Below are 18,101 nucleotides of genomic sequence, written 5' to 3'. Positions count from 1 at the left end.
CAGCTCCCCATTTTGATCAGTATTACGATTTTCATAAAACGTAATATTGTTAAGCAAAATAGGTGCCATCTTTAAGTGCTCTAGATGAGTTAAGAAGATGAGGGAACTAAAGTTTCATGTAAATAAACCCAATAACATTTTTCGTCTTCTACTTTAATGCAGGCTGTAGAGGTACGTACTGTCTCGGTTTCATTAGTTTGCTGATGTTCCTGATATTGCACCCAACAATAATTTTCAAATTCGTATAAAGCTGTATTCTTAATAATGTTGATTTTTAAAGAAGGTTTTTTTCCGATATTCTGACTAAATAAACTATTCACTTCTGTGAAACCAATGCTGTGCCCTTGAACGTTGACCATCTTAAAATTTTGATCAAAGCTATCTAAAAGCGGGCTCAGACTTTGCTCTGCATTTTTTCCTGTAAATACGTTCTCTATTAAAATATGTAGGTCAATGACACTTTGAATGGCTTGATCCATTTGTTTAGACATGGGTTTTCTCCTTTAAAACCTTATCTTTCTTTTAGATAAACTAAAAAGTATGTAAGTTGGGGGAAGATAAGCTATTTTATATAAATAGACAATTCTGTCTGTTTTTTATAAAATATCGATGATTATGACTCAGTTTTTATAATAATGATGTCCCATAAAATATTTCAAATTTTAGATAGTTTAGGATTGGTCGCACAGAATCGCGTTCTTCATGTGCAATTTTCCAACGCATCATTAAACAATCAAGTTTTCTTGCAACGCATCGAGGGCGAACATACACTCAACCAAGGCAGCGTTGCTGACTTACTGTGTCTATCGACCAACGCACATATTGCATTAAAACAATTTATTGGCTGTCAGGTTGCCGTCGATCAAGTCACTGACATGGGGCAGTTTTTTAGAACAACAGGTATTATTACCGAAGCGAGCCAAGGGCAAAGCGACGGCTCACTCACTATTTATAACCTCACCTTAAAAGACCCAACTGCACTCTGGCATAAACGCCGTAATAGCCGCGTGTTTATGAACAAAAGCGTGCGCGATATTAGCGAAATTCTGTTTAAAGAATGGCAGGGGAAAAGCCCGTTATTTGCCTCAAGCTTAACACTCGACACAGCAGGCTTAACCAAAGACTACGATGTGCGTCCATTTGTGATGCAGTCAAACGAAAGCGATTATGACTTTTTAACCCGTTTGTGGCGTAGTGAAGGCATTAACTGGCTGGTCGATGAATCACAGCTTTTTGTCGCTGACCCGAATGCTTCCATTCAGCCACAAGTCTTACGTTTAATTGACGATAACCAAAACTATCAGGCGCTTGAACGTCGTAGCCTACGTTACCAACGCAGCAGTGCCACAGAACAGTTCGATACCATTACCCAAGTTAAAGCTGAGCGTCGCTTACAACCAACCTCGGTTCATGTGCAACGCTGGCAAGCCGATGCTTTGCAACAAGAAGAAGGCAGCGGCAGTGTACAAGGTAAGCAGCAGCACAGCGAACACTATGACAATGCGAGCTTGAATCTTGAAGATGCATGGCACGTTAGCCCCGCTTGGATGCAGGACTTAAACGGTGAAGACCAAGCCACCGCTTCAGGCAATAGCCAGATTGAAAAGCTTAACCAGCACATCAATGCTTATCATCACCTAAGTTCGAAACAGTTTACGGTTTCAGGTAATGTTCGGGATGCACAGGTAGGTTACTGGTTTGAGCTGAATGACCATCCGGAACTCGACCAACATGACAGTGCTGATAAAGAGTTCTTAATCTTAAGCAAGCACTACTATAACCAAAATAATTTACCGAAAGAATTACAACAGCAACTTGAGCGTCTGTTGCCAAAAGACAAGCTCAAAGCAGCTCAACTCGACAGCCAAAACCCAGAGCAGCGCCACTTTGCTGAGCTGAATGTCGTTCGACGCAACATTAAAGCTGTCCCTGAATATAGCCCGCTAGAACACCATCCAGCTGCCCACCCGCAGCGTGCTAAAGTCGTAGGACTGGAAGGCGAAAGCATCCATGTCGACCAGTGGGGGCGCATTAAAGTCCGTTTCCTGTTTACTCGAACTGATGACCATAGGCATGACGGTGGAGCGGGAAGTAACGACAATGACACCGACTCCGCTTGGGTGGATGTGCTGACCCCATGGGCAGGTACGGGTTATGGCGCACGCTTCTTGCCTCGCGTAGGTGAGATTGTTGTCATCGACTTCTTTGACGGCAATATTGACCGCCCGTTTGTGGTGGGACGCATTCACGAAGCTGAACGCCACCCAACCCAGTTCGATCAGAAAGGCCAATTACCTGATACTAAAAAACTCAGTGGTATTCGCTCCGAAGAAGTCGACGGCAAAGGTTTTAACCAACTCCGTTTTGATGATACCACAGGGCAAATTAGTGCCCAGCTACAAAGTAGCCATGCGGCCAGTCAGCTCAACTTAGGTAACTTAAGCCATCCAAAAGACAAAGCTGAAAGTGAAGGCCGTGGTGAAGGCTTTGAGCTACGAACAGACCAGTGGGGTGCGGTACGTGCGGGCAGTGGCTTACTCGTTAGTACTCACAAACAGGATCAAGCTCAAGGCGTACACCTAGATGCAAATGAGGCCAAACAACAAATCGAAGGGGGCCTCAACAATGCCAAGGCACTTAGTGAAGTTGCTAAAAATCAGCAAACTGATCCATTGGAAATGCTTGAGAACCTAAAAACGTTCATAGAGCAAATTGAAGAAAAAGATCAAGACAAATCTGCCGCTTTTAAGCAAGCCTTGATGATATTAACGGCACCTAACAGTATCGCTTTAGCCAGTAATGAAGACATTCACCTCAGCGCAGATGCTCAGTTAAGTCAAACTGCTGGTGATAGCATTAACCTGACTACGCAAAAGAACCTGATTGCACACGCCCAAAATAAAATTAGCCTTTTCGCAGCGCAAGAAGGGGCAAGACTCTATGCAGGCAAAGGCAAAGTTGAGATACAAGCACAAGGCGATGGTGCAGATTTAATTGCCCGTAAAGCGGTTCAGATTATTTCAACTGAAGACAAAATTGAGATTAGTGCTTCTAAAGAAATCGTTATCACGGCGGGTGGATCTCAAATCAAGATTAATGGTTCAGGAATTTTCCCTGTCACTGGCGGCAAGTTTGAGGTAAAAGCTGGGCAGCATTTGTTTATGGGGGGAGGAAGTGCGAATTTTAGTTCTTCACTACCGCCTCCGCCAAAACGTAGTCCAGGAAATTTAGAGCTCATCCACGATTATGCGCATGGTGAGTTTGTTAAAGGTGGAAGCTATACGGTTGTCGACAACTTAGGAAAAGAAGTCACTGGCAAGCTGGATGATAAGGGATTTGCAAGAGTTTCTGGCTTAGCAACAGGTGCAGTAAAAGTCTTCTTTGAACCAGATCACCGTGATCCTTGGGATGCAGCAAGTGATTTTAAACGTCCAGTTGAGTGGCCAAATAAGAATGATGCGGATAATGAGCAATCAGATTCCTTAATTGCACAAATGAGTAAAACAGCCCAGTCCAAACTTGGTGAATTATCTAAACAATTAACCAATCCTGCGAATATTATGAAAAATATTCAGACAGCACAAAGCATAAAATCTGAAGGAGCAAAGGCTTTAATGCCAATATTAAAAATAGAAGTGCAGGGATTAGTGACTGATCAAGTGAAAAGCTTTTTACCTATTTCAGAAGTAGGTCGAAAAATAGGGAACAATATTGATCTTGCATCAATTCAGAAAATAAATGACATCAGCAAATTAAGTTCTGTTGATAGCGGTAGTTTGCTGACTAACGCGCTTCCTCAATATTTGCAAAGTCCTTTTAAAAAGAATTCATAGAGAAAGAAAATGTCTGGAAAAACAGAAGTTGTTAAGCCATTAACAGAAGTTGCTATTAAAGATGTTAGTCATTCAAAACAAAAAATAGATAATTGGTTAAAGAGTCATACACATCAAATTGTGACATTAGATTTGCTAGCCAGTGTAATGGGGACAGTTCCAATTATTGGAAATGTGATGGCTGCTATCGATGTGGTCTCCGACATTTGCTATATCTACGATAAAGGTTTTCAAAATGCCGATATTATGGATTGGTCCACAATGGGTATTGACCTTATTGGGATTGCACCTGTACCAGGAACAACAGCAATTCGTATGTCTGCTCGTCCAGCCCTGTTTCTAGTCCGTCAAGAAGTTAAACGTGTGGGTAAAGCTGCTTTGGGAGAAGCAGTTATCGTAGTGATCTCCAATCATTTAAATGATCAGGTTGCGGGACAAATTGATAAATTCTGTAAAACAGGCCTTCAACAGTTAAATTCAATTTTAGCCACTTGTGGTGGAACCGTTCAAAATGCCACAACACAAATTAATGGTGGTATTGTTCGAGTTGTAACAAAAGGCCAAGTATTTACAAATGCGGGGTCAAATACAAATCGAGCTCAACAGCAAGCTGCTGGTGTTATTAAAGGAATAAAAAGTGGTGACTTAACACGAGCTGGAAAAAACTTGGTTTACATGACCGAAAACTTGGGAAAAGCTCTTATTAAAACAGGAGCAAACTCGAATGCTAAAGTTGTTACCTCTTTAGTTCCTGCACATCTAAAGCAGCCGATATTAAATGTAGGTGCAACGATTAATAAAATTGGTATCACTGCCAATACTAAAATTAAGGGCTTGGGAAATACAGCGCAGCCGCAAACAATTGGCTGGTTATTTGAAATATTACGTTTAAGTAATGCCAGATTTAGAAAAAAAGCCTCCGGCCAAGTTAAGCCAACCCAAACCACACAAGTTAGACATGACAAGAAGAATGATAAGTTAGAAAAGGCAAATACTGAACATGCTGCGACTCATAATGCGAATGCATGTAAAAACTGTAAAGGGGGGGCGACTAAACGATCGATTACCTTTGCCATGGGTACTGAATTTTTAAATCATACCGATGCACAAATTCATCCATTATTGATAGAGCAATTTTCGAGAACGTATGTATCAAACTTATATCAGTATGATCAATCGATTTTCGGAGCGCGGTGGATTACACCTTTTACAACCAAGATTGCTCGTTGTTCTCGTTACAACATTAATGAACCAAAAGAACCGATTGAACAAGAGGGCTGGGAGTATATTGGCGGTGATGGTCGTCCAGTTCGTTTACCAGATCTAAAAGTTGGACAGAGTTACTATGACGAAGTAGAAACTTTTACTTATACAGTTGTCTCACCTGAAATTAGAGCTATTTCATATGGAGCTTCAGAAACTCATTTCTATCAAAAATATAAAAATGAGTTTCGTTTAGTCTCCATTGAACGTCAAAATGGATTTAGTATTGGGCTGCGTTATGACCATGCATTAGAAAATGGTGATAGCTATTTATCCGACATTATATTTAAACAGCAACAACAAACACTGGCGCATGTTGCATTACAAATTAATGATGTGCAAAAAGTTGTTGCAGCTTGGTTGGTTGAAGATGGTCAACTCATTAGACAACTATCAGCATATCAATATAACGAGCAAGGCGATTTAATTAAGGCAACCAATGAGTTTGCTGCTTCTTATGAATATCAATACCAAGCTCACTTATTGACTCGTTATACTGATCTTACTCAAAGAGGAATGAACTTAAAGTGGGATGGTATTCTACCTAGCTCAAAAGCAATTGAAGAATGGGCCGATGACTATAGTTCCGCTACTAAATTAGATTGGGATGAAAACATTCGCGTAACTTCAGTCATGGATATCGATGGTAACGTAACTGAATACTATTATGGTATTACTGGTTATACCTATCGAATTATTTATCCAGACAATTTGCAAGAATGGTTCTTTAGAGACCAAGCAAAAAATATAACATCGCATATTGCTACCGATGGAACAGAAACATCGTATACCTACGACGAACGTGGTAATGTCTTAAGTATGGTTCAGGCCGATGGCTCAACCTTTTATTATGAATACGACGAAAAAGATAATCTGACTGGTTTTGTTGATGCTGAACAGGGGCGTTGGTTTAAAGAATACGATGCTTCAGGGAATATAATTAAAGAAATTGATCCGCTGAAGCATGAAACAGCCTATACCTATAATGCGATGGGATTGGTAACCTCCATTAAAGATGCTAAAGGCGGTAAGAAGACACTTAAATATGATGATCAAGGGAACTTGGTTACTTATACGGATTGTTCTGGTAAAGAAACTCACTGGCATTATGATGATCGCGGGCGTGTCAAATTTATTGAAAATGCTTTAAAGCAAAAAGTTGAATATTTCTATACGGAATTAACTGCTGAACCAAGAAAACCTCTAGCAAAAGGCTTACCGCTGAATGCTTTTGGACAGCTCGAAAAAATTAAACACGCTGATGGAGCTGAAGAGCATTTTATTCATGATGAAGAAGGTAGATTATTAGTTCATATTGACCCTAAAGGTCAGCAGACACGTTATGAATATGATGCGGCTGGTTTAATTACTAAGCGTATTGACCCATTAAATCAAACCTTAAAATATCAATGGGACCGCTTGAGTCGCTTAAAACGTTTAACTAATGAAAATGGCGCAAGTTACGAGTTTGTCTATGATGCGGCGGGTCGATTAGTAAAAGAAATTGATTTTGATGGCAAAGAAACTGTTTATACGTACGATGAATATAATGGTCGTTTAACTAGTAGCATTGAGGTCGCTTCTGCTTATGGTCAAGATTTCAAAGATCGCGCTGCTCCTAAAGACCGTATTCAGCAATTTATTTTTGATAGCATGGGACGTTTAGAACAACGTACAGCAGGATATGGTTATCAAGGGCAAGAGCTTGAAGAAAAGCAAATAGAAGAATTTTCTTATGATGGCCTAGGTCATTTAGTTCAAGCTAAAAATGCTGAAACCAACTTACAGTGGTTTTACGATGCAGCAGGCAATTTAATTAAAGAACATCATCAAGACGTTGTGACACAGAAAACTGCTGTATGGAAACATGTCTATGATGAATTAAATAATCGAACTACAACCATCCGACCTGATGGACAGAAAATAGATTGGCTGACTTATGGAAGTGGACATGTCTATGGTGTGGCTTTAAATGGTGAAGATGTTGTTAGCTTTGAACGTGATGATTTACATAGAGAGACATTACGCCACTATGCAAATGGTCTTAGCCAACAACAACGTTATGATGAAGTCGGGCGCTTAACTCAGCAATTAATGTTGAATGGGCATGACAAAGGCTATCAGGCCCAAACTCAAAATAATGCTATCCAGCATACCAATCAATTGATTGAACGCTTATATCACTACGATAAAACAGGTGAGTTAACGCTCATTAAGGATACTCGTCGTGGGGCTATTCATTATAAATATGATCCTGTTGGGCGTTTATTAGAGGCAACTAGTAAACTTGGGAAAGAGACTTTTAATTTTGACCCGGCAAGTAATATTCTAGATCGATATAACAGTACCAAAGAGCAATCCTCACAACCCGCTGTCACTGAAAAAGGTCTTGGTTATAACCGCTTAGTTAATAATGTCGTGCAGGAATATCTTGACCAACAATATCAATATGATGCTTTTGGTCAACTGATTCGACAAAAGTCATCACAAGGTGATTTAAATCTTGAGTGGGATGTGTTGGGACGCCTTGTTCGTAGTAGAAACAATCAATACACGGCAGAATATCGCTATGATGCTTTAGGCCGACGTATTCAAAAAAGAAGTAAGCATCACCATACAGGGCAAGAGCAGAACATTATTTATGGTTGGGATGGTGATACTTTAGCGTATGAATCTAGTGCTGATTTAACAAAACACTATTTCTACGAAAAAGATAGTTTCGTGCCTTTGTTGCAGGCGGCGTATCATCACTCAATTGAACTACATCAAACCCAAGACTGGACAGAAAAAACATATAGTATTTATAAAGACCCATTGTGGAATACGGTAAAACAAAGCCAAGGTTTTGATGATGTATGGTTCTATCACTGTGATCATTTAGGCACACCGCAAGAAATGAGTGACCAAACAGGTGCCATTATCTGGAAGGCTGAATATAAAGCTTGGGGTGAATGTAAGCTAGAACAGACTAACTCAGATTTCTTTGAAAAGTCAGAAATTATTAGCAATAATATCCGTTTCCAAGGTCAATATTTTGATGAGGAAACAGGACTTCATTACAACCGTTATCGTTATTATTCGCCTTATGTTGGACGTTTTATTTCCAAAGATCCTATTGGTTTATTCGGTGGATTAAATGTTTATGCGTATGCACCGAATCCTAATAATTGGGTTGATCAGTTAGGTTTAACTTGTAGTAAATATAGAAGAGCAAGTTTAAGAGATATTAGGAAAAAACTAGGTATTCCAATGAGCCAGCAACCTATTAGGCAAAAAATGGTTCCTTTAACAGACAAAAATGGTAAAAGAATTCTTAATCAGAATAATATGCCAATAATGACTCGAGAGTTGACATATAATGTTAAAGGAAAAGAAATTGTAATTCAGGATCATTCAGCTGGACATGATTTTGGTGAAGCAGGTGGAAAAGGTAATCAACCGTCCCATCATAATGTTAGACCCGCTGAAAATACACGTACGGGTACGGTTGACGGAATGGATGATCATTTTTATTTTGATTGCAGGAATAGTAAATGATAGAAAGAATTAATTTGTTAAATCCAATGGCTTTAAGAAGTCATAATTTAGATTGTCAAAATATAGAAATTACTAAAGTTATAATTTCTAATAATGATCCGACTCTTGAAGTTAGATTTGTATTTAAGAGGGAAGATTTTTCATTATATATAGATATTAGTTTTATTGGAGTGGATGAGCTGTTAATTAAAAATATAAGTTTTTCAAATATTATTGAAAGTTATTTTATAGAAAAAAATATATTTTCAATAAAAACTAAATTGGATGGGCTTATTGAGTTTAAGTATGAATGGGGAAATATTGAGTCCATGAAAAATATTAAGGAAGGTGAGTTTTAGGTTAATGATTGATATTGTATTACTTGGTGATTTTTTGAATTTAATTTAAAAAAGCAGAGAATTTTTTGAACTCAGTAATAGATGCACAAAAGTGTAATTGTATGAAATTTAATTCTAAGTTTGTTCAACCTTCAAAGAATGAAATGGTTGCTGTAGCTTTGGATTCATTAGGAAAAATACCAAATACAGGTATACGTAATGTACTAGAGGAAGGGGAAAATATTTCATGGTTTTTTTATTGTGGAGAATTTTCTGAAGATGATGATTTCTTTAAACCAATACATATATCTCATTTAGAAAACTATCTTCCCGAAGTTATTCCTTATTTGGCGTTAGAAGAAGGGTTTAGATTTGTAATAGATAAACAGGGTTACGAAGATGTATGGAAGGAAGAATATAGACTAAATTTATATTTTTTAACTCATAAAAATCTTTATTAGTTTTTTATGAAAATTCTATAAGATGAAATTGTAAGTAATCAAGTAATTTCAATATTTTATTTATATGCACAATTGAAAGTTCAGATATGGTAAATAGCTTTTATAGTAAATATGAAAGGACTTGAGGATGTCGATCAGTCTATTAGAGATAATTAAAAACAGCGATAATTCAAAGTTATTGGATTTGAGTTGTGATCAACATGAAATTATGTTGACTATAGCTCATGATTATTTTGATAAAATTATCCGTATCACTTTTCCTTTTCAAAACTTTTTTAGTAGTTTCTCGAGTAAAAGTGATGGTATATGTTTTTTATCTATTGAAAATATAAAAGATACACTAAATGTAAAAAATGGAGTTTATATTCCTTCTACAGATTTTGGTGATTTTATGTATGAAGTGAGAGAAGGTAATAGCAGTGGATATGGTTTGAAAGAAAGTAAATTTAAAACTTTTTTTAAAGTTATAGGAAGTTTTAAAGTAGTCATTCCTATTGAAAATTTTGAAAAAATCAAAATTGAATTTTTAAATAATTAGTAGAGGTGTTAATAGATTTATTAGAATACTAAAATATTAACAATTTTTAAAAGTGAATTAATAGCGTAAGTTTTTATTTCACTTTATATCTTTATTACGTTCATTATCATCATCCATTCTTGTATTCATATGGTTAAGTTTTCCTTTACAAAATAGACAGATGTTTCTGTATTTTATAAAATAATGCCAATCCTGACAAAGTTTTCATAAAAAAGATGTTATCTCATATACATAGAATTCTAGAAGATTTGGGTATCAGCTCGCAAAAGCGCGTGCTTCATGTTCAGTTTTCTAATCCATCGTTGAATACTCAAGTCTTTTTACAAAGTATTGAAGGACAGCATCAGCTAAATGAAGGACTGACTGCCGATTTATTTTGTCTTTCTACCAATGCCCATATTTCATTAAAACAATTTATTGGTTGTCAGGTTGCAGTCGATCAAGTCACTGATCAGGGGCAGCTATTTAGAACTACAGGAATTATTACAGAAGCCAGTCAGGGGCAGAGTGATGGTTCATTAACATTGTATAAACTGAGATTGCAAGATCCAACCGCACTATGGCATAAACGCCGCAATAGTCGTGTGTTTATGAATAAGAGTGTACGGGACATTACTGAAATTCTATTTACAGAATGGCAGAACAAAAGCCCCTTGTTTACTTCTGGTTTAACATTGGATTTAAAAGGTCTAACCGAAGACTACGATGTTCGACCTTTTATCATGCAAAGTAATGAAACGGATTATGAATTTTTAACCCGACTTTGGCGTAGTGAAGGTATTAACTGGTTAGTTGATGAAGCTCAGTTGTTTGTCACTAATAGCTCTGATGAGATTCAATCACAAAAGTTACGTCTAATTGATAATAATGAATCATATTTAGCATTAGACCGAAGAAATATCCGTTATCATCGCAGTAGCGCAGTTGAACAACAAGACAGTATGGCGAGTCTTGTGCCAACTCGAAGCTTGCAACCTACAGCCGTGTATGTGCAACGCTGGCAAGCTGATGTTTTAAGTCAAGAAGAAGGCATGGGCAGTGTTCAGTCAAAGCATGGTCATAGTGCTAATCAGGATAATGCGAGTTTAAGTCTAGAGCAGGCATGGCATGTCAGCCCTGCTTGGATGCAAGATTTAAAGGGTGAAGACCAAGCCACTGCATCGGGTCACCAGCAGCTAGAAAAACTCAACAATAATCTATCTGATTATTATGCGTCTCAATCAAAATATTTCCGTGCACAAACTACGGTACGTGATACGCAAGTTGGCTATTGGTTTGAATTGGATGAACATCCTGAAATAGATACCCATAGCGGATCAGACAAAGAATTTCTGATTGTTGGTAAAAGCTTCTATTTACAAAATAATTTGCCCAAAGATTTACAACAGCAAATCAATCAACTTTTTAGCCAAAGCCAATGGCAAAAAGATCAATCCGAGTTAAATGATCAAACCGAGCGTCAGGGTAATGAGCTCATCTTATCGCGTAGAAATATAAAAACTGTTCCTGAGTATAACCCGTTTGAACATCGACCAGCCGCTTACCCGCAGCGCGCTAGAGTGGTTGGATTAGAGGGTGAAAGTATTCATGTTGACCAGTGGGGACGCATAAAAGTCCGCTTCCTGTTTACCCGAACAGATGACCACAGCCATGATGGTGGAGCAGGCAGTAATGACAATGACACTGACTCAGCTTGGGTTGATGTGCTGACTCCATGGGCAGGTGCAGGTTATGGTGCACGCTTCTTACCACGTGTCGGTGAGATTGTTGTCATCGACTTCTTTGACGGCAACATTGACCGTCCATTTGTGGTGGGGCGTATTCACGAAGCTGAACGCCATCCAACCCAGTTCGACCAGAAAGGTCAGCTCCCCGACACTAAAAAACTCAGTGGTATCCGCTCAGAAGAAGTGGATGGCAAAGGTTTTAACCAACTACGTTTTGATGACACCACAGGCCAGATCAGTGCTCAGCTACAAAGTAGTCATGCGGTAAGCCAACTAAACTTAGGTAACTTAAGCCATCCAAAAGACAAGGCGGAGAGTGAAGGTCGAGGTGAAGGCTTCGAACTCAGAACAGACCAATGGGGTGCGGTAAGAGCTGGAAATGGCTTACTTGTTAGTACCCACAAACAGGATCAAGCTCAAGGCCTACATCTCGATGCAAATGAGGCCAAACAACAAATAGAAGGCAGCCTAAATAATGCTAAGGCACTCAGTGAAGTTGCTAAAAATCAGCAAACCGACCCGTTAGATATGCTTGAGAATATTCAGACTTTCTTAGAAGCTCTCAAACAAGAAGATCCTAAAAAAGCTGCTGAGTTTCAATCAGCAGTGATGCTGCTGGCATCTCCAAAAAGTATTGCTGTAAGTAGTAATGAAGATATACACCTTAGTGCAAATGGACAGCTCACTCAAAGTGCTGGAGATAGTATTAATATTAGTACGCAAAAGAATATAGTGAGTCATGCGAGTCAAAAAATAAGTCTGTTTGCCGCGCAAGAAGGTGCTCGGCTTTTTGCTGGTCAAGGTAAAGTTGAAATTCAGGCACAAGGTGATGCCTTAGATGTCATTGCTCGAAAGGGTGTACAGATTACTTCAACTGAAGACACGGTCTTTATTACTAGCCCAACTGAGATTAATCTGACAGCAAACGGATCTCAAGTTAAGCTGAACGGTTCAGGTATTTTTCCTGTTACGGGCGGTAAGCTTGAGGTGAAAGCAGGGCAGCATTTGTTTATGGGAGGCTCATCAATAAATCCACCTGCATTAGATTTACCAGACTGTTCGGCTAAGCAAACTCAAGCTGCTCAAAATGGTTCGGCTAAGGTAGATTTATCATGAGTTTGTCAATTTTTAATACAACTCAATATAATGATTTAAAAGATATAACTTCTAAAGTTGAAGAACAATGCATCCAAATTCTGAATGAATATGGCAAGATCATTTTTTTATTAGATACTACACTGAATGATTCTATTTTTAACGGTGTAATAGATAATTTATCAAACAAAAATATTGCATATATTCCCTTAGCGCATAAAAAAGAAATTGCAAAGTCAAATCTCTTTTTTATTTGTATTGATGATAAAAAAGTATTTGAGCAGATCAAAGAGGATTTATTGCAAAATCTATCGAGAAATAAAAATATTACGAATGACTGCTATTTTGTTCATGGGTTTGGCGTGGCGAAGACACGCTCACTTGAGGAATTGCGAGATCAGATAAAAACTAAATTAGTGATTTCTGATCAAGGTAAAAAAATTCTTTTCCGTTGGTATGATCCTAGAGTCATGATCTACTTGGATGAGATTTTTAAAACAGAATATGTAGGTGGCTTATTAAATGGCTTTAAAGAATGGCATTTTTTGCATCCAAAAGGTCTATTTAGCTTTAAGTCTTACGATGAGTCGCAATCAATCTTGAATCTAACAAAAGTGAACCTTGAGCAATCTATAGAATTGGATTTAATTGAAATTGCTAATAATGTATTTCAACAATTAAATGAATTTGAACAAGTTGATCTAATAAAAATTCATCCAGTTGAAATCCATCAAAATCTTAAAGAGGCTTACTACGATTATGGTCTTCAAAATTATTTAGATTTAGTTACATATGGTCTTTACAGCCAAATTATACATAAAAATTTTATAGAGCATCCCTTGGTAACCAATGTGCTCTACGACCATTGTGTAATGAATAAAATGTCTTTTACGGACGCTATGAATTATGTAACGAAAGACTTATATGAACAAATAGCTAAAGAATTGAATGGATAAAAAGATGTCAGAAAATCAAAAAATGATATTGGGTAAGTCAAAATCAAATAATTTATTGAATGAGATTATTGCTCAGCAAAAACAGAAGCAGAGTCAAATTCCTGTTATAGGAAAAACCAAAGCAGTGGGCGATATGCGCAACCCAACAGTTGCTAAAAATATTAATAAGAAGATTGAAGAAAGTGAAATTGCAAAATCAGCGAAACAGTCAACTGCTGCAAACATGCAAAATAGTAGTGCGGGGCAGGCCCAGAAAGAGTGTTCAAATTTTTGTCGTAAAAAAGGCTTCAATATTTTACCTTTACGATACACCGTTGTTAAAGATAATCCACCTGCTTTACCTGCAACCTTGGGTAAAAATGTCAAAGATATTCAGTTAAGCCATCTCAAATATGCAGTTGAGATGATTGATACTGGTTATATCTATCGCTTAGTAAAAAGAACATCTGGAGCTTTGGAGTGGGCTGGATATAAAGTTACTCCAAATGGACATTTGTCTTATTTTCCTGTGGGTAAAGAAGCACCTAAAAGTGTTCCAGAGTTCGCATGTAAAGGAGCAGGTCATAGTTTTAATTCATCTGTGATAGCTGTAGAAAGTAACCCTAAAGATGAGGCGAAGATTGCATATATTATTCATACGCATGTGCCTATGAGTAAGGCCAAAATATCTGAATATGAGAAAAATGCCGATAAGTTTGTAACAGAAGGAAAGTGGCAGAAAATTTTAATTAATGGTGGAAGTGCGCAAGAACATTGTATTGCTGCAAGCCAATTTAAAACTACGGTTTATAAACTAAACAGTTTTGGTAAAAACCGTATCGATGCGACATTAAATAAATTCAAAGATGAGCCTAAATCACTTGCCTGTATGGCATTATATGATCCTGTAGGAATTACAAGAAAATTAAATACATTGCGTAATTCAGAATTTAAAAAAGTAATGGATTTTTTAGCAAAAAAAGATGGGGATTTTACAAACGAGCACCGTTTACATAGTTCTCAATGTATTGATAGTATTAAAATCTGTTTAGAAAATAAATTGTTAAATGAACGCAGCCAATTTAGTGCACAGGCAACTAAAAGTATAGTATTAATGGGGCTATGGAATGAGTTACCAAAAAACTTAACAGATGCTGATGATATTAATTATGAGCTAGAAAAAATATATAAAAGAAAGTCAAAAGCAGAACAAGAGAGACTATTAAAGGAGGCTCAAGAGAAACAAAGAGCAAATAAAGGTATTTATACTGAAGATATGGGGAAATTAAGTAGAGGAGAAGGAGAACAGATTTGGGTTAAAAAATATAAGCCAAATTTGGATATGGTGGCTAAATCAAATTTTGATAAAAAAATTAACGCTTTAATTCAAGAATGTTTAGCTGGAGCAAGAGCTATAGGAGATGATCATATTAAATGGTTATTGTCTAAGGCTGTAATCAATGCCCTTCATGCTTATGATGATCAAGTGCAAGTTCCATTTGGAAATATTTTTTATGTTCATGCAATGGATATGATTAATGGTATGAGTGGAGTGCCAAGTGGACAGGCATTGCTTGAAACTTGGTTAGGGGTGGAAAAAATTGCCAAAGAAAATATTTATATGAGGGCAATTTGTTATAACCAAGAAAGTTTAAAAAATAAATATAATGCAGCGGCGCCAAGTATTATCGATATTTCTTGGGATGACGGACAAAATGCAGCTAAAACGGCGATTGCAGCATTTGTTGCCGCGGATAAAGCTTGGCAAGAATGGGCGGCAGATAAAACCAATAACGGTTATATGCTACATGGGCAAAAATTTAGCCTATTAAAAACATTTTACTGGATGTCTGAACTGACCCAAACTGCAGTGAAGTGGAGTATGAAATATACGCCAAGTTCAGAATTTGCAAAAAAACTTGGACGCTTAACGTTTTATACATTTGCCCATAGTGATATGTTGGCAGAAAACGTTAAAAAAAATACACTGTATTATATTATCCCAGATCAAACTTTGAAGGAACGTATTAAGCTGACACCTGAAATGGTTCAAAATAATTGGAAAAAATATTCTTCGCCTGCAACAAATCCGAGAAAAACCGCTAGTCAAATTGATCGAATTATTGCGAATAGTTCGCCAAGTGCGAGTTTACGTGTGGCGGGTGTGGTAGCTATTTTTGAACTGATTAATTTTGGAACACAAATTTCCAAGTTTAATATCGATCCATCGGTAGATAATACTTTGTCATTTATGTCAGGCATGATAGCAACAACAGCTGCTATTTTAGAAGTGGGTAGTAGCTCAATGGAGAAGTTTTCATTTGCAGAACGTGCTGCCTATATTGCTAGGACTGGCGCATATTTCGCGATTGCAGGTGCAACAATTTCATTGATTATTGATTTAAAGAATTTGGGTAAGTCTATTCAAGAAGGTAATTATTATGCTATAGCGTTGGGGCTTGGTAAATCTGTAGTTTCATTTTTAACTCTTGCTGTAGGTGTGAGTGTTCTTCTAAATCTACCACTCATGAAAAATACGTCGTTATATTATAATGTTGAACGTTATGCACTTGGACGAGCGATTTTGGGTATACGGGCTGTCCAAGCTGGAGCTATGCTAAGTGTAGCTGGGATTGCACTTGTTGCTTTGGAAATTTATTTAAAAAATTATGTTTTGGACAATGCAATGCAAGACTGGTGTCAAAAATGTGCATTCAAGCTAAAAAAGGAAAATGGTGAAGATGCTTTTAAAGATGTTAAAGAAGAAGAAAAAGAGTTTAATAATGCAGTAGTGAGTGTCTAAATGGAAAATTTAAAATTAAACCTTAAGCTAGTTAAAGGTCCAATACATTCTTTAGAAAAAGCAAATTCTAAAATTCCAGTAAATCAGAATATTGGTGGAATTGCGGCTGGGACCGCTTTTGCTGGTGTGCTCGCTGAGAGTAGTTCGTTGCTGACCAGTGCACCTATATTAGTAATGGCCGCTAAGGCTAAGGATGGTATAACTTTTATTGGTGAAGTAGAGGGATATCCAGTAATCGGACAATTTACGACAGCACGTTTTGAAGAAAATGATGAGTTGATTGCTGTAATTAGCGAAAAACCTGTAGATGGACGTTATCAGGTCTATGCAATTATCGACCCTAAATCAGGCTTATTGTATATGATTTATGAGATGGGGCGTTCAGTAAAAATGGGGTATAAAGCCATTTTTAAGCAAACTTATTATTTTACATTGTTGTCATGGGGTTTTCTTTTAATTTTTATTTTATTTTATTTTATTTTTAATTTTTCTTATTCTGTGAATACCATTTTATATTTTCTAGAGATTGTTGGCATTACTTTATTTGTTACTGTAGCAATTTCTGGTTTTGTTAATTATTTTGGTTATAGGAAATCGTATGAAAATTTTGGAGCATTATCGGAGCAAATATTTGAAAAGCTAGGATTTGAATATCCAAAAGAACAGGATTTCTATAATGATTTTTTAACTGATGATGGTGTTCAGATTAGTGTAATGAAATATAGAAAAAATTTAAAAGGTCTAGATCCATACCCAGAAGATTATTTTAGTAAGAATACAACAAGCGAATAAGTAGTGGAACATAAATTAAACCTTAAGTTAGTTAAAGGTCCAATACATTCTTTAGAAAAAGCAAAGACTAAAATTCCCATAAATCAGAACATTGGTGGAATTGCAGCTGGAACTGCTTTTGCAGGTGTACTCGCTGAAAGTAGTTCGCTGCTTACCAGCGCTCCTATACTAGTAATGGCAGGTAAAGCTAAAGATGGCATCACCTTTACGGGCGAAATAGAAGAACATTCTTTACTAGGGCAATTTACGACGGTTCGTTTTAAAGAAAATGATGAACTGATAGCTGTAATTAGTGACAGTCCTGTAGATGGTCACTATCAAGTTTATGCAATCCTCGACCCTAAGTCTGGCTTGTTATATATGATTTATGAAATGGGGCGATCTGTAAAAAAAGGCTATAAAGCTATTTTTATGCAGACCTATTATTTTACCTTGTTGTCATGGGCGGTGATATCAATTTCACTTTTATTATTTTATATATTTAGATTTTCTTATTCTTGGGATTCTTTTTTACGTTTAATTGTGTGGAGTTTTGGGGGGGGTATTTGGGATAGCAGCTTTAATGGCTTTTGTGAATTACTTTGGTTATCGTAAAAGTTATGAAAATTTTGGAATATTATCGGAGCAAATATTTGAAAAGCTAGGATTTGAATATCCCAAAGAACAAGATTTCTATAATGATTTTTTAACTGATGAAGGTGTCCAGATTAGTGTAATGAAATATAGAAAAAATTTAAAAGGCTCAGATCCATACCCAGAAGATTATTTTGATAAGAAAAATTTTTGAAGTAAAAGGTTGT

Annotated in this window: 10 protein-coding genes and 1 pseudogene; 10 read left to right on the top strand and 1 reads right to left on the bottom strand. The window is 36.9% G+C overall.

All coding sequences use genetic code 11. The annotated features are described in order from the left end of the window. Nucleotides 1-89 precede the first annotated feature (89 nt). Nucleotides 90-491 carry a hypothetical protein gene (locus tag AAC388_RS11540; protein WP_342370653.1) on the bottom strand — a complete coding sequence of 134 codons (402 nt, stop codon included), beginning with the start codon at nt 489-491 and terminating at the stop codon, nt 90-92. 144 nt (nt 492-635) lie between these two features. Here AAC388_RS11540 and AAC388_RS11535 point away from each other — a divergent pair, with 144 nt between their 5' ends. From AAC388_RS11535 to AAC388_RS11490, 10 genes and pseudogenes are all read left to right on the top strand, one after another. Continuing rightward, the gene (locus AAC388_RS11535; RefSeq protein WP_342370652.1) at nt 636-3,833 is read left to right on the top strand and encodes a type VI secretion system Vgr family protein; all 3,198 of its coding nucleotides are present in this window, start codon (nt 636-638) and stop codon (nt 3,831-3,833) included. 9 nt (nt 3,834-3,842) lie between these two features. After that, nucleotides 3,843-8,633: an RHS repeat-associated core domain-containing protein gene (locus AAC388_RS11530; protein WP_342370651.1), complete on the top strand. Its 4,791-nt coding sequence runs from the start codon at nt 3,843-3,845 to the stop codon at nt 8,631-8,633. Beyond that, nucleotides 8,630-8,971, top strand: a complete 342-nt coding sequence (locus AAC388_RS11525; RefSeq protein ID WP_060465880.1) for a hypothetical protein — start codon at nt 8,630-8,632, stop codon at nt 8,969-8,971. Before AAC388_RS11530 ends, AAC388_RS11525 begins: the two co-directional genes overlap by 4 nt. A gap of 101 nt (nt 8,972-9,072) precedes the next feature. Beyond that, nucleotides 9,073-9,411, top strand: a complete 339-nt coding sequence (locus AAC388_RS11520; RefSeq protein WP_342370650.1) for a hypothetical protein — start codon at nt 9,073-9,075, stop codon at nt 9,409-9,411. Nucleotides 9,412-9,538: 127 nt separating this feature from the next. Continuing rightward, a complete protein-coding gene (locus AAC388_RS11515) occupies nt 9,539-9,949 on the top strand; it encodes a hypothetical protein (RefSeq protein ID WP_342370649.1) in 411 nt (136 codons plus the stop codon). 215 nt (nt 9,950-10,164) lie between these two features. Beyond that, nucleotides 10,165-12,792 carry a type VI secretion system Vgr family protein gene (locus AAC388_RS11510; protein ID WP_342370648.1) on the top strand — a complete coding sequence of 876 codons (2,628 nt, stop codon included), beginning with the start codon at nt 10,165-10,167 and terminating at the stop codon, nt 12,790-12,792. Then, entirely contained in the window at nt 12,789-13,727 is a 939-nt protein-coding gene (locus tag AAC388_RS11505) for a hypothetical protein (RefSeq protein WP_342370647.1), read from the top strand. Before AAC388_RS11510 ends, AAC388_RS11505 begins: the two co-directional genes overlap by 4 nt. 4 nt (nt 13,728-13,731) lie before the next feature. Next, entirely contained in the window at nt 13,732-16,509 is a 2,778-nt protein-coding gene (locus tag AAC388_RS11500; protein WP_342370646.1) for a T6SS effector BTH_I2691 family protein, read from the top strand. Beyond that, nucleotides 16,510-17,301: a putative type VI secretion system effector gene (locus AAC388_RS11495; RefSeq protein WP_032053520.1), complete on the top strand. Its 792-nt coding sequence runs from the start codon at nt 16,510-16,512 to the stop codon at nt 17,299-17,301. 3 nt (nt 17,302-17,304) lie between these two features. Continuing rightward, nucleotides 17,305-18,088, top strand: a pseudogene (locus AAC388_RS11490) (putative type VI secretion system effector). Nucleotides 18,089-18,101 lie beyond the last annotated feature (13 nt).

It is taken from the genome of Acinetobacter sp. D009 (assembly GCF_038562025.1).
Taxonomy (GTDB): domain Bacteria; phylum Pseudomonadota; class Gammaproteobacteria; order Pseudomonadales; family Moraxellaceae; genus Acinetobacter; species Acinetobacter pittii.
Note: the sequence above shows the minus strand (reverse complement) of the source record. Positions and strands in the feature narration are given on the sequence as shown.